This is a genomic window from Peribacillus sp. TE19612 (assembly GCF_056279465.1).
Window position 1 is genome coordinate 112,809 of the sequence record NZ_JBWCCL010000009.1, and the last position, 13,687, is coordinate 126,495.

12 protein-coding genes are annotated in these 13,687 nt (G+C 42.3%); 4 read left to right on the plus strand and 8 right to left on the minus strand.

Annotation, left to right across the window (positions count from 1 at the left end; genetic code table 11):
• Positions 1-111: 111 nt before the first annotated feature.
• Positions 112-597: a GNAT family N-acetyltransferase gene (locus ACZ9AO_RS16875; protein WP_476109516.1), complete on the plus strand. Its 486-nt coding sequence runs from the start codon at positions 112-114 to the stop codon at positions 595-597.
• 220 nt (positions 598-817) lie between these two features.
• Here ACZ9AO_RS16875 and ACZ9AO_RS16880 read toward each other — a convergent pair whose 3' ends face one another.
• Entirely contained in the window at positions 818-1,807 is a 990-nt protein-coding gene (locus tag ACZ9AO_RS16880; protein ID WP_476109517.1) for a LacI family DNA-binding transcriptional regulator, read from the minus strand.
• 137 nt (positions 1,808-1,944) lie between these two features.
• On the opposite strand from ACZ9AO_RS16880, the gene ACZ9AO_RS16885 reads away from it, so the two are divergent.
• Complete coding sequence (locus tag ACZ9AO_RS16885; protein ID WP_476109518.1) at positions 1,945-2,793, plus strand: HAD-IIB family hydrolase; 849 nt, start codon at positions 1,945-1,947, stop codon at positions 2,791-2,793.
• Positions 2,794-2,874: 81 nt separating this feature from the next.
• On the opposite strand, the gene ACZ9AO_RS16890 is transcribed toward ACZ9AO_RS16885, so the two are convergent.
• The 7 genes from ACZ9AO_RS16890 to ACZ9AO_RS16920 all read right to left on the minus strand — a co-directional run bounded on the left by ACZ9AO_RS16890 (position 2,875) and on the right by ACZ9AO_RS16920 (position 11,522).
• Positions 2,875-3,798, minus strand: coding sequence for a M15 family metallopeptidase (locus ACZ9AO_RS16890; RefSeq protein ID WP_476109519.1), 924 nt, complete (start codon positions 3,796-3,798; stop codon positions 2,875-2,877).
• A 483-nt stretch (positions 3,799-4,281) separates the two neighbouring features.
• Positions 4,282-4,929, minus strand: a complete 648-nt coding sequence (locus tag ACZ9AO_RS16895; protein WP_048685380.1) for a 3-oxoacid CoA-transferase subunit B — start codon at positions 4,927-4,929, stop codon at positions 4,282-4,284.
• 16 nt (positions 4,930-4,945) lie between these two features.
• On the minus strand, positions 4,946-5,641 hold the full coding sequence (locus ACZ9AO_RS16900; RefSeq protein ID WP_034309718.1) for a CoA transferase subunit A: 696 nt from the start codon (positions 5,639-5,641) through the stop codon (positions 4,946-4,948).
• A 32-nt stretch (positions 5,642-5,673) separates the two neighbouring features.
• Positions 5,674-7,059 carry a GntP family permease gene (locus ACZ9AO_RS16905; protein ID WP_034309720.1) on the minus strand — a complete coding sequence of 462 codons (1,386 nt, stop codon included), beginning with the start codon at positions 7,057-7,059 and terminating at the stop codon, positions 5,674-5,676.
• A 608-nt stretch (positions 7,060-7,667) separates the two neighbouring features.
• Positions 7,668-9,338 carry a sigma-54 interaction domain-containing protein gene (locus ACZ9AO_RS16910; RefSeq protein ID WP_318290546.1) on the minus strand — a complete coding sequence of 557 codons (1,671 nt, stop codon included), beginning with the start codon at positions 9,336-9,338 and terminating at the stop codon, positions 7,668-7,670.
• Positions 9,339-9,402: 64 nt separating this feature from the next.
• On the minus strand, positions 9,403-10,578 hold the full coding sequence (locus ACZ9AO_RS16915) for an acetyl-CoA C-acetyltransferase (RefSeq protein WP_476109520.1): 1,176 nt from the start codon (positions 10,576-10,578) through the stop codon (positions 9,403-9,405).
• Positions 10,575-11,522 carry a 3-hydroxyacyl-CoA dehydrogenase family protein gene (locus ACZ9AO_RS16920; RefSeq protein ID WP_476109521.1) on the minus strand — a complete coding sequence of 316 codons (948 nt, stop codon included), beginning with the start codon at positions 11,520-11,522 and terminating at the stop codon, positions 10,575-10,577. The genes ACZ9AO_RS16915 and ACZ9AO_RS16920 overlap by 4 nt, the downstream gene beginning before the upstream one ends.
• Positions 11,523-11,769: 247 nt before the next feature.
• Between ACZ9AO_RS16920 and ACZ9AO_RS16925 the strand changes: the two genes are divergently transcribed.
• Both ACZ9AO_RS16925 and mleCBF read left to right on the plus strand, forming a co-directional pair.
• Positions 11,770-12,546: a 3-hydroxybutyrate dehydrogenase gene (locus ACZ9AO_RS16925; protein ID WP_063594600.1), complete on the plus strand. Its 777-nt coding sequence runs from the start codon at positions 11,770-11,772 to the stop codon at positions 12,544-12,546.
• A gap of 292 nt (positions 12,547-12,838) precedes the next feature.
• The gene (gene mleCBF, locus ACZ9AO_RS16930; protein WP_476109522.1) at positions 12,839-13,678 is read left to right on the plus strand and encodes a CBF family alpha/beta fold macrolide esterase; all 840 of its coding nucleotides are present in this window, start codon (positions 12,839-12,841) and stop codon (positions 13,676-13,678) included.
• Positions 13,679-13,687 lie beyond the last annotated feature (9 nt).

A 13,687-nucleotide genomic window follows, 5' to 3' on the forward strand; every position in this document is an offset into this window, starting at 1 on the left:
AGTACAAAGGTAATAGAATAATAAGGTCAAATAAAGGAATCTCGCATTAAGCCAAGAAGATTATAAGAGAAAATATAAAATTCAGGGGTGAGTCGGATTTCGGAAACTAGATTGGAAATTAAACCGTGGGAAGATAAAGACCTTCAATTACTATTTCAACTAAATGCCCCAGAAATGATGGAACATCTTGGCGGACCAGAAAGTAATGAACAAATCCTGAAGCGTCATCAGCGGTATCTACAGATTGGGGATAAGGGATGCATGTTTAGCATCATCCCGTTTCCAGAGGCAAAGGCAGCCGGTTCCGTTGGCTACTGGCAAAAAGTGTGGAACGATGAATTCGTTTACGAAATCGGTTGGAGCGTCCTCCCTTCCTTTCAAGGAAAAGGAATCGCATCTCATGCCGTGAAGGTACTGATAGAGAAAATCAAAGCCGAACGAAATTACCAATACATTCACGCATTCCCTTCGATCACTAATCCTGCATCTAACGCAATTTGCCGCAAGCTCGGCTTCAATCTCATCTCCGAATGTGAATTCGAATACCCGCCAGGGAGCTTTATGAAATGCAATGATTGGTGCCTAGAACTAGAATGAATACTTTAGATGAATAGCGGATTTTTGTACAGAAAGGATCATACCGTGGTAAGTCGAATTATGTTGAGTTTAGGTGAATTATTTCCCGGGAAAGTCGAATCATTCTGGGGGTTGGTCAGATTATTCCCGGGGTAGGAAGAATTATTCCCCTTAGAATTTCTTTAGTGTCTGTCTGAAAGGATAATGAACTGAATAAGGAGCTTTTATATCTTTATGAAGGTTAGGTCGATTCTCTGATTTTAAGTTCTGTAGGCAATTTAATAATGTCGCGCTTTAATTTCAAATCTTCATTTAAATATTTTATCAATTCTATTACAGTGCGTTGTCCTAGTTCCATAATCGGTATATCGATTGTGGTTATGGTAGGGGTTGTGACTTGGCAAATAGATTGATTATCATAACCAACTATGGCTAGGCATTCCGGTATTTTGTAGCCCAACGCAGTTGCCTTTTTAATAATTCCTGCTGCTACCTGGTCATTTCCAGTAAATAAGGCAGTAGGTTTTTCTTTTAATTTTACTATTTCATCACAAATACGGAATCCATCTTTAATACTAAATCCATGCCCAAATATCCAATCGTCATTATGCAGTAAATCATTATCCGCTAAAGCTTTTAAAAACCCCTCTTTTCTTTGACCCTGGGCCTGACTATAAGAAGTATCGTAGCAAAAACCTATTTTCCTATGGCCTTTTTCTATTAAATGATTAACAGCTTTGTATGTCGCTTCGAATTCGTCATATCCAATAATCGGTATAGAAGCGGAATGATGGTATTCATTACACAGTAAAATTGGGCCGTATTTCAAATAAGGCTTGATTACATTCCATTCATTTTCTAACGCTCCTAAAATAACCCCATCTACTTCTCTATTCTTTAATTTCCCCATAACATCCAATTCATTTTTCGAATCATAAAAGGTTTGAAAAATAAGAACCTTATAATCATTTTCCAATGCTGCTAGAGATACTCCTTTAACCAATTGGGCAAAGAATGGATGATCGAAACTTGGGACTGATATTGCAATGGTTTGGGTTTTATTTGTCCTAAAATTCCGGGCTAGTGAACTTGGTGCATAATCAAGCTCTTCCATGACCTTTAAGATTTGTTCCCTTTTTTCTTTCGATACATATGGATGATTATTTAAGACTCTGGATACCGTTGTTTTTGAGACATTACATATCTTGGCTATCTCGCTAATTCTCGTCATTTAATCCCATCCTTGTAATAAGTGGTTGACATGTTATCGATTTCAGAAGTTATGATTAAACCGTTCCTAATATATTATCAAAATTTTTCTGAGTTGTATTTTTAAAAAGTTATATTTTAGCGAATGGAGGGATTGCTATGTTTTTGAAAAAAAAGGGCGGGTTTCAGTCATTGCCAAAGGTTGAAGACCCAAAATACATTGTATTCTGTGATTTCGATGAGACCTATTATCCTCATTCCATGAGTCACGAGAGACAGGAAGATGTATATGAGCTTGAAAATTACTTAGAAGCAAAAAGCATGGATGAAGAACTTATCTTTGGCTGGGTCACTGGGAGTAGTATCGAATCAATATTACATAAAATGGAAAAAGGTGGATTCAGGTTTTTCCCACATTTTATTGCCAGCGACTTAGGCACCGAAATCACCTATTTCTCGGAAAATAACTTTTTGGAAAGTGATCCTGATTGGCATTCGCAGATTAATATCGAAGAATTTAATAAGGGGAAAGTCGATGAAATTTATAATGTTCTACTTAACGGCAATATACCCTTGATTCCTCAGACTCAAATGGGAAGTTCACGCTACAAAAGAAATTATTATTATCAAATACAACATGAATCCGTCGACAAGAAGAATTTAGCTACCATCCAGAGGGTGGCCAAAGAGTACGGGATAGGGGTAAATATCAATCGTTGCAATCCCCTTGCCGGCGATCCTGAAGATAGTTATGATATAGACTTCATTCCATTAGGCACTGGAAAAAATGAGATTGTCCGTTTTATGCTAGACAAATTCGGGCTGAATCGGGAGCATGCCTTTGCTTTCGGGGATAGCGGCAATGATCTGCTCATGTTAAAAAGTGTTAAACATGGTTACCTTGTAGGGAATGCAACCCAAGAAGCAAAGGAAGCTCATACTAAAATAGCGACAGGTACGTACTCCAAAGGAATATTAAGAACTTTGCAATCCATCATTACTATTTGAGTGGAAGTATAAGTAATGAGGAAAAGGTAGTTGATGCGCTCCTGCACAGCTTTACTTTCTGCTAACGGTATGGATTTTCCATCAAGCAAACAATTCATTCCATGTTACTTTGCCTGCAAGCTTATCAGCGGAAATCTTACTTGCTTTCTGGTATTTGAATAATGCCGCCTCGGTTTTTCCCCCGAATTCTCCGTCAAGAGTACCGGGGTTAAAACCTTCCATATATAACGCTGCTTGTAGGATCCATGTGATATTGCAGCTAGCTCCTTTTTTTATTGTGACGGTGGCATTCTTCGTTTTAGGCCCCCATTTTCCATCGACAACAAGCTTTTTATTGAATTGCTTATTCAATTCCGTTTGTAAACCTATTATAAGGGCCGTTCGAGTTTTGGGACCATAAAACCCATCACACTCAATATTCGCTTCATATCGGCCATTTAACGTTTTTTGAATCGAAATGATATGATTATCTCCTTTGCCCGTTTTCTGCATTTCCCTTTTTTCTAATTTGAAGGTAAGGCGGGGTTCTTTTCCTGCTTGTAACTGTGTATGAGATAACCCGCCTGTCATCTCCAAGTGGGGGTAATCCTTGAATGAACTCCAATCCCCGCCCCATTTAAATCCTAAACCCTTACCTATGGCAGCCACTCGCTGCCATTTTGAATTAACTGTCCATATCGCTCTCCTGCCATCATCACTCACAATGAAGAAGTCAATAGCCAGTCCATAATTATGATAGGATTGCCCTGGCTTAGCGTTCGTCACAATCGGTTTAGCTAGATTACTATAGTTTTTTCCTTTGTAGCTGTAAACTCGTCCTTGACCAAAAAGGTTGGCTTGTTCTTCCAAAGAGCGGTAACCTGCACTTATCTGTACAGTGATTCCTTCATTATAAGCACGTTCCACCATTTCCAATGCTGCTGCCTTCACAACAGGATTCATCCCTTTGCCCATCTTTTTCACTGATCGCTCCAATAATGTCCGTAATGCTACTTTCACTGTCATCCCTCCTTTTAAGTTCCCATCAAAGTTTATATAAGACTTTTTAACGGAAAAGTAGCAGAATTGGAAAAGTTTGTTCGTTCTCATTTATTAGAGAATAGAAGTGATATGTTATTTATCCGCTCCTTTTTCCGCCGACTGTCTGCCAAGCCTCCTCGATGCAAGCGTCTGTAGGGTCTCGGCTAGCCAGTTTTTCGGCAGAAAAATTAGCCATAAAAAAACCCCGTAAATGTTAGTTTGGTGTCTAACATTTACGGGGCAGTTCAGAGTAGCCTACAGTTTTTTCTTAATAAACGTTCCTGCTGATTTCAGAAATCCGCTCCCTTTCCGCCGACTGCCTGCCAAGTATTGATAACTGAGGTGAAAAGGCCTGTCGTTCCTTCATTAATAGAAATGGAATTTCCCCAAAAAAATTAGACGGCTTCCGTTCGCCCGTTTGCGAATGAAAGCCGTCTAATCATGTATTATTTTATTAATCTCTTAACCTTACGCTTTGATTTCAATAGAGGGGCTTATTGTAAAGTCAGCCTCTGTTTTACTTTTCACTTCATCAAGTGTTACGCCATTTTGCAATTCAATCAATTCCATGCCAGCGTCTGTAAATTGAAAAACGGCCAGTTCGGTAATCAGGCAATGGACGACTTTTTCTCCCGTCAATGGCAATGTACAGCTTTTTTTCACTTTGGATTCCCCGTGCTTGTTCACATGGTCCATGATGACAACAATTCGTTTTGCACCTTGGACGAGGTCCATCGCTCCTCCCATCCCTTTTACCATCTTCCCTGGAATCATCCAGTTTGCCAAGTCACCATTCTCGGAAACTTCCATCCCGCCTAAAATGGCTAGATCGATGTGGCCGCCGCGAATCATTGCGAATGATTCAGCGCTATCAAAAAATGATGCCCCCGCTTTTGCCGTTACCGTTTCTTTTCCTGCATTGATCAAATCCGGATCAACTTGATCCTTTTGGGGATAAGGCCCGATTCCGAGTAAGCCATTTTCCGATTGAAGCATGACATTAAAGTCATTTGGAATCATGTTGGCAATCAAGGTCGGCATTCCAATCCCTAAATTCACACACATCCCATCTTTGATTTCTTTAACGGCCCGTTCTAAAATTAGTTGTCTAGTCATTCGATACTCCTCCTTTTTATGCGTTAGCAGTTGTAAGTCTTTCAATTCGTTTTTCATAGTCATTTCCTACAAGCACTTTTTGTACATAAACCCCTGAAGTATGAATTTCATCTGGATCGAGCTCCCCTGTGCCCACAAGCTCCTCCACTTCGACAAGCGTGACTTTCCCTGCGGTGGCAACGACAGGGTTAAAATTCCTTGCCGTTTTCCGATATACAAGATTACCGAAATGATCTGCTTTCCAGGCTTTTACAAAGGCAAAATCTCCGACTATTCCTTTTTCCATAATGTATGTGCGGCCATCAAACTCTTTATGTTCTTTACCTTTTGCGACTTCCGTCCCTACTCCTGTAGCTGTATAAAAGGCAGGAATTCCCGCTCCGCCCGCTCTTAAACGCTCGGCCAGCGTTCCTTGGGGAACTAGTTCGACCTCCAGCTCGCCACTTAAAAATTGCTGTTCAAATAACTTATTTTCCCCAACATAAGAAGCGATCATTTTTTTGATTTGTTTATTTTCCAGCAATAGACCGAGACCCCAGTCATCGACACCGCAATTGTTGCTGACAATCGTCAAATCCTTTACACCTTTGTTACGCAAAGCAATGATTAGTTTTTCTGGTATTCCGCTTAATCCGAACCCGCCTACGATAATGGTTGCTCCATCCTCGATTTGTTGAATAGCGCTATCAAAAGATGTTAATAATTTACTCATTTTCCATCATCTCCATTCTTAATACTATTCTATTAAATAAACAGTGATGTTGCAAAAGCTATGATGAACACGGTCACTGTTTTCAAAATCGTAATCGCAAAAATATCCTTGTAAGATTGGCGATGTGTCAGTCCAGTAATGGCAAGCAAGGTAATGACGGCACCATTATGCGGCAGCGTATCCATTCCGCCAGATGCCATGGATGCTATTCGATGAAGCATTTCCGGGGTGATTCCGACACTTTGGGCCACCTGCAAATAGTGACTTCCCATCACTTCTAATGCAATCGAAAGTCCACCTGATGCGGATCCGGTAATCCCTGCCAGCACATTGACGGCAATAGCTTCGGATACGAGCGGATTTCCGCTTGCATTGAACACCCAGTTTTGAATGACCGAGAATCCAGGAAGTGTTTTCACCACATTCCCAAAACCAACTTCAGATGCAGTATTGAATATGGCAAGCAATGATCCCATTGCCGCAGCTGTTAATCCACTTGCCAATTTGACCTTGATGCGTCCAACATTCAGAAGCATCGCTGCAATAATACCGATGGCCAATGCAACAATCAAAGACCAGGATGAAGTGACTGTGCTTACATCGGCAATGTTGAAAGTTTCCTTCAGCATCGAAGCATCATACCAGTGCTTAACCGAAATGGCACTGCGGCTGAAAGCAAAATTAAACGCTACGACAAGGATGAGCGGTACGATGGACAGCCAAAAGTTAGGCAGGTTTTGCTGTTCTGCACTTTCTGGTTCATTGATATGTCCTTCCCCGTAGCCTTCACCATTTGCCACCGCTTGTTTACGGCGACGCTCTAACCAGATCATTCCTCCAGTGAATACCATGATTGCGCCAATAATCCCCATGATTGGAGCTGCATAAGTATCTGTTCCGAAATAATTCGTTGGAATGATATTTTGAATCTGAGGTGTTCCAGGAAGGGCATCCATCGTATATGTGAAGGCGCCCAATGCTATCGTTCCCGGCAATAGTCTTTTTGGAATGTCTGCTTCTTTAAAAATTGCCGCTGCAAATGGATAAACGGCGAATGCCACAACAAACAATGAAACTCCGCCATATGTCAGCGCCGAGCACGCAAGCACTACAGCAAGAATAGCCTGCTTCGAGCCTAGTGATTTTACGATGGTCTTGGCAATGGAGGCAGCTGCACCGCTCATCTCCATGACCTTTCCGAATACGGCCCCTAATAAAAATATCGGAAAAAACGCTTTTATATAGTTAGCCGCAAACGTCATATATGTCTCTGTATAACTTGGCAGCAAATGTCCGCCGGATAAAATCACCGCCAATAAAGTAACAATCGGCGCTATGATAATGACCGGATAGCCCCGGTAGGCTAAAAAGATTAAAAGTCCCAGCGCCACCACAATGGCTAAAATTTGAATCACCAATTCATTTCCCCCTTTTCTCCCTTGCCCCAAAATAATTCGGAAGCCGTTAAATAGAACTAGTAATCTCCTAAATTCCATATTTTTAATTTTTGCGCTTTTACCATCCAAGCCTGCCTTCCCCAAGTCAAGCTGAATGATTCCCCTAAATATTGAGAACGCTTTCAATAATCCCTTTTCATTTTACGTGGAAACCCAATATAAAATGACAGATGGGCCATTCACTAAAGTAATTATGCAATTATTGTGCCAACTTAAATACAAGGAAAAATCTCATCTTTTAAAGCTTTTTCAAACATTTCCTTCCCTAAAATCCCTTAAAACTGTCAAGGTTTCTGTACACACAAGGATAAACCCCAAAAAAGTGTAAGCCTTTTCTTACAACATTTACATTCGCTCTCGTTTTATGTACGGATTTCCTAACACACTCGAATATTTGCTAGTAAAAGCATGGAGAGGGGGATTCAGGCATTCGCTTACATTCGGCGGAAAGGGAGCGGAATTCTGAAAGCACCTTGCACGTTTTTAAAATGAAAAAACTGCAGGAAAACTCGATTTTCTTCGAATTTGCCTGCAGTCTGAACCCTTTGGCAAAAGGGTCATTTCTTCAATCATAAACCATATTTATTCATTTTTTCATACAGTGTTGTTCGGCTCACTCCGAGTCTCTTTGCCGTTTCTGATTTATTGCCTGAAGTCATTTCCAAACAGGAAACGATCGCAGCCCGTTCGGTTTCATCCATTACTTCAGCCAAGGTGCGGATCGAGACGGCTTCTTTATGACCCGTTATTTCTTTAGGGAGATGCTTGGAACGTATCATTTCCCCTTCTTCAACTATATTCATTGCGCGTTCAATGATATTCTCCAACTCACGAATATTCCCCGGCCATTTATAAAGACGAAGCAGACGCAATGCTTGATCGCTCATCCCTTTTACGCGTTTCTTCATGAGATTCTGGTACTTTTCAACAAGATGATTTACCAGTATTTCAATGTCCTCCGGTCGCTCCCTTAAGGAAGGAACATGGATTTGCAGGACCTTCAATCGGTAATACATATCAAGCCGGAACTCCCCTTTCGAGACCATTTCCTCCAGATTACGGTTCGTTGCAGCGATTACCCGTACATCAATCGGAATACTTCCCGTCGAACCGACCCTCTCAATCTCTTTCTCTTGTAAAACACGGAGCAGCTTCACCTGCATATGCAGTGGCAGCTCACCGATTTCATCCAGAAAAATCGTACCGCCTTCAGCCGCTTCGAACTTACCTGCTTTTCCGCCTTTTTTTGCACCAGTGAAGGATCCCTCTTCATAGCCAAATAGCTCTGACTCCAGCAGCTCCGCCGGGATGGCTGCACAGTTCACTTTGACAAACACACCCATGGCCCGTCTGCTGTCATTATGAATGGAATGGGCAAACAGCTCCTTACCTGTTCCGCTTTCACCCAAAATCAAAACATTCGAGTCGCTTTTAGCGGCAATTTTGGCCTGACCTTTCACTTCCATGAAAGCGGGACTTCTTCCCATCAAATGATCAAACGTATATGAGGCCTTATTTCTCTCGCGAAAATCGCCTTTGTACTTTTTCAGCTCTACTTCAAGTGAATTTATCCGCTTGGAAAGAGCGGTGAATTGCCCGACATTCTTAAAAAGAATCTTCCCGACCGCACCTATTAACTTGCCTTGTTTCCTTATCGGGGAACGGGTCGCAATTATATAATTATCTTTAATTTTTTGTAATTCAGCGACCTCTTGCTTGCCAGTTTTGGCGACCACATGCATACGGGTGTTTTCAATGACCTCCGTTACATGTTTCCCTATGGAGCTTTCCTGATCGACCCCAAGAAAATCCGCATAAGCATGGCTCAGCATTTGGACATACCCTTCAGTATCGACCATCACCAAGCCGTCATAGGCAAACTCGATAATATCCTTAAACAGAAGTTCTTCATGATTATCGATATTAAGAAAATCACTTTTATTATTTGTAAATAATAGGAGGTAAATCTGATACTCCTCTTCACCCATTTGAATGATGGCTTTTCTGACAATCCCATTATTCTCATTCAAACGGATCGGAGTATTTACAGCTGGTACAAGGTTTTTTTCTAAAATCAAATGTATTTGCTGATCAAATTGATTCTCAGCAAAAGCCTCGGATAATACGCGATTGCATAGAACGATTTCTTTTTCGTTTTTCGTTACCAAAACACCAAAAGGCAATTCTTCCAATATCGCTTTCACTAATTCCAATTGAATAGTTTCATTATCGCTGGCCATTCCTCTTCTCCTTAACCCGTCTGAAGTTTCCTCCATTATATCATAGGAAAATGAGGCCAAGTCATTACCGTTCCACAATCAGCGCAGTTCCCTGTCCGCCGCCGATACATAAGGTGGCAAGGCCGGTTTTTGCATCCCGGCGCTTCATTTCATACAATAACGTCACTAAGATGCGGGCACCGGAAGCGCCTACCGGATGACCCAGGGCAATCGCCCCGCCATTCACATTCACTTTCTCCGGCTTCAACTCAAGATCCTTAAGCACGGCGAGTGACTGTGCCGCAAAGGCTTCATTCACTTCCATCAATTCAATATCATCTATTGTCAATCCCGCTTTTGCCAAAGCTTTCCTTGTCGCAGGAACTGGACCGTATCCCATGATTTTCGGATCAAGCGCGGCGTTTGCATATGACTTGATTGTCGCTAATGCTTCCAGGCCCAGCTCGTCCGCTTTTTCTTTAGACATCAGGACTAACATCGCACCCCCATCATTGATTCCGGAGGCATTACCTGCCGTAACCGTTCCATTTTCCTTAAATGCAGGACGCAGCTTCGTTAGCTGGTCTATCGTCAGCCCATGACGCGGGTGTTCATCTTGGTCCACCCAGATCGTCTTTCCTCTGCGTTTATATTCAACAGGTGCGATTTCCTCTGCAAATCGTCCTTCAAGCTGCGCCTTTTCAGCCTTCATTTGACTATCTAAAGCAAATTCATCCTGCTTTTCACGGCTGATTTCCCACTGCTCGGCAATATTCTCTGCAGTCACGCCCATATGATATTGATTAAATACATCCGTTAAGGCGTCATAAGTCATTGAATCGACCGCTTCGGCATTACCCATTTTCTGCCCAAAACGATAATTTGGAAGTAAATACGGAGCATTGCTCATGCTTTCGATACCCCCGGCAAGAATCACATCAGCATCACCGAGGGCAATGAATTGCGCTCCCATTATGACCGTACGGAGGCCAGATCCGCAAAGTTTATTAATGGCCATGGCCGGCGTTGTTTCCGGAATCCCTGCATGAATCGCAACCTGACGTGCCACATTTTGCCCTAATCCAGCAGATAGAATATTCCCAACCAATACCTCATCAATCATGTCAGCCGAAATATTTGCCCGCTTAATCGCTTCCTTAGCTGCCACAACTCCCAAGTCAACCGCCGAAACATTGGCAAGACTGCCTCCAAACGCACCAACCGGTGTTCTTGCTGCCCCTACAATCACTACTTCTCTCATAATACTTCCTCCTTCTCCATTTTTAATTTTCCCAGTTTAATAAAATTACGGTCCCTCTCATTGATTTTTTGAGAAACGGTAGATTCTTCATACGTAAAAATGCCCTCTCCCGACTTCGTCCCAAGCTTTCCCTCAGCCACCAAATCACGAATCAAATCAGGCGCTTCCTTACTCTGGTCCAATACCGGTGAAACATTATCGAAAACACGCTGCCATGTATCAAGTCCGCCAAAATCGGCAATCTCGATCGGCCCGGTAAATGCCCAGCGAAAACCTGGTCCAGCCGTTATCGCCGTATCGATATCCTCGGCATCGGCAACGCCCTCTTTTAATAGATAAAAGGCTTCACGCATCAAGGCAGTCTGGAGACGATTGGCAATGAACCCTGCTATTTCTTTTTTCAAGAGAATCGGAGACTTGCCGATTTTACGCATTAAATCCATGGTTGTCTTGACGATTTCCGGCTTCGTTTCGTCATGCTGAACAATTTCAACCAATGGAACCAAATGGCCAGGATTAAAGAAATGCGTGATGACCATTCGCTCCGCAAACGAAGCCTTCTCCATCAATTGGGAAATCGGAAAGGTCGATGTATTTGAAGCAATAATTGCATCCGGTTTGATTATTTCCTCCAGTTGCTGATATAGATTTAATTTCAGCTCGATGACTTCCGGAATCGCCTCAATGATAAAATCAGCATCCCTTACTGCCCCTTTCAAGTCCACGCTGTATGTAATATTCGCTAATGCACCTTGCTTTTCCCGATCAGTCAAAGCCCCTTCTTCCATTAGCAGTGATAGATTCTCAGAAATTCGATTTTGGGCATGGTATAGCAGCTCTTCCTTTATATCGTTAATGGTGACGAAATACCCGCTAACTGCAAAAGACTGAGCGATCCCACTACCCATTACACCTGAACCGATAATGGCTATTTTTTTAATCATCCAGCTTCCCCTTTCCGTTTCAATTACCTTTATTTACTCACCTTTTTATATATGCAATATCCATGCCAACGATAAGGGGAAATAAAATTCTTTTTTTATCTTGAAAATCATGATAGACTCTTACTCATTAACCTAAACCATATTTTTATAACCTTCCCTTTTTATATTTACTCTACGGAATACTTCCCTGTTCACGACATAAAATGACAGACTTGGACCATTACATTTTTTATTGGAGGAATGTAATATGGTTAAAGATAAAGTGGCGATAATTACCGGATCTGCTAGAGGAATCGGCTTTGAGATCGGAAAGATATTTGCTGAAAATGGAGCAAAGGTCGTTTTGTCCGACCTTGATCAAGACACGGTTGAAAAAGCTGCTCTAGACCTAAGGAACAACGGCTTGGAGGTTATCGGCTTAAAAGCTGACGTAACAAGTGAAGAGGATATTATCCAACTAATCAAACAAGCTAAAGACAAATATGGACGAATCGATATTTTCATCAATAACGCCGGCCTTCAGCATGTTGCACCAATTGAAGAGTTTCCAACTGAAAAATTCGAACTGATGATCAAAATCATGCTGACCGCGCCATTCATTTCAATTAAGAACGTTTTGCCAATCATGAAAGAACAAGGCTTCGGCAGAATCATCAACATCTCTTCCATTAACGGCCTGATTGGATTCGCCAACAAAGCAGCATACAATAGTGCCAAACACGGTGTAATCGGCTTGACGAAAGTCGCCGCCCTGGAAAGCGCCTCTTTTGGCATAACCGTCAATGCCCTTTGCCCAGGATACGTAGACACGCCTCTCGTCCGCGGTCAATTGGAGGACCTGGCAAAAACAAGACAAGTACCGTTAGAAAGCGTTTTGGAAGAGGTCATCTATCCACTTGTCCCACAAAACCGCTTACTCGATGTAAGTGAAATTGCCGACTACGCCATTTTCCTCGCAAGCGACAAAGCACGGGGCATCACAGGCCAGGCAGTTGTATTAGATGGCGGATATACTGCTCAATAAAATGCATGTTAAAAACCCCGAATAAATGGCACCAAAAAAGGTGCTCTGTATTCGGGGTTTTCTGCATGGGGAATATGGGAAAATTTGGTGGCGTAAAGATATCCCCCATGTTAAAGTAATAGAGGGAAACCTCCCATTTCACAACTATTAAAAGGAGGCCGCGTCATGATTATTAAGTGGGTTAGACTGCGATAATGAAAAGCGCAGGCCAATCATCATGCTCCGGAAAGTATATATTGATCTGCGCCATGGTAACGGCTATTGGATAATATTTAATACGGAGGTAAAAAACATGAGTGAACAGATACTGAAAATTAATAAAGTCGATATATGTACTGAAAGTTTTGGGAACCCTGAGGACCCTGCCGTGCTTTTGATCATGGGAGCGATGTCTTCATTAGATTGGTGGGATGATGATTTCTGTCTCCGCCTTGCCGATTCGGGGAGATTTGTGATTCGCTACGACCATCGGGATCTGGGACGGTCTACCGTTTATGAACCCGGTACCTCCAACTATACAATAACGGATTTGGCTGACGATGCCGCGGGTGTCCTGGACGCTTATTCCATAGAACGTGCTTCTATCGTTGGGATGTCCCTAGGCGGTATGATCGGACAGATTCTTGCTTTAAGATATCCGGAACGCGTAAATACGCTTACGCTAATTGCATCAAGCGTGTTCGGGACTGTAATGGAAAAACTGCCTCCAATGGATCAGAGCATATTGGATCATCATGCAAAAAGTGCTTCCATTGATTGGTCAAATCGGGAGACGGTCATCGCTTATCTTGCGGATGGATGGAAAACTTTAGCCGGTACCAAACCTTATGAGCAGGAAAGAATGTATAAACTGGCAAAAAGAGAGGCAGACCGTGCCAAGCAGATACCGAGCAGATTCAATCATGCCATGCTTGCTGGAGGAGACGAATATTTCGATCGAATGGGTGAGATTTCCGTACCTGTCCTCATCATTCACGGCACAGAAGATCCAGCCTTGCCATACGAGCACGGACTTGCTCTTGCGAAAGCCATCCCTCAAGCTGAATTAGTGACACTTGATGGATCAGGGCATGAAATTCATAGTGAAGACTGGGATAATATTATCGGTTCAGTCATAAAGCTTACTTCATAATAAAGTAAT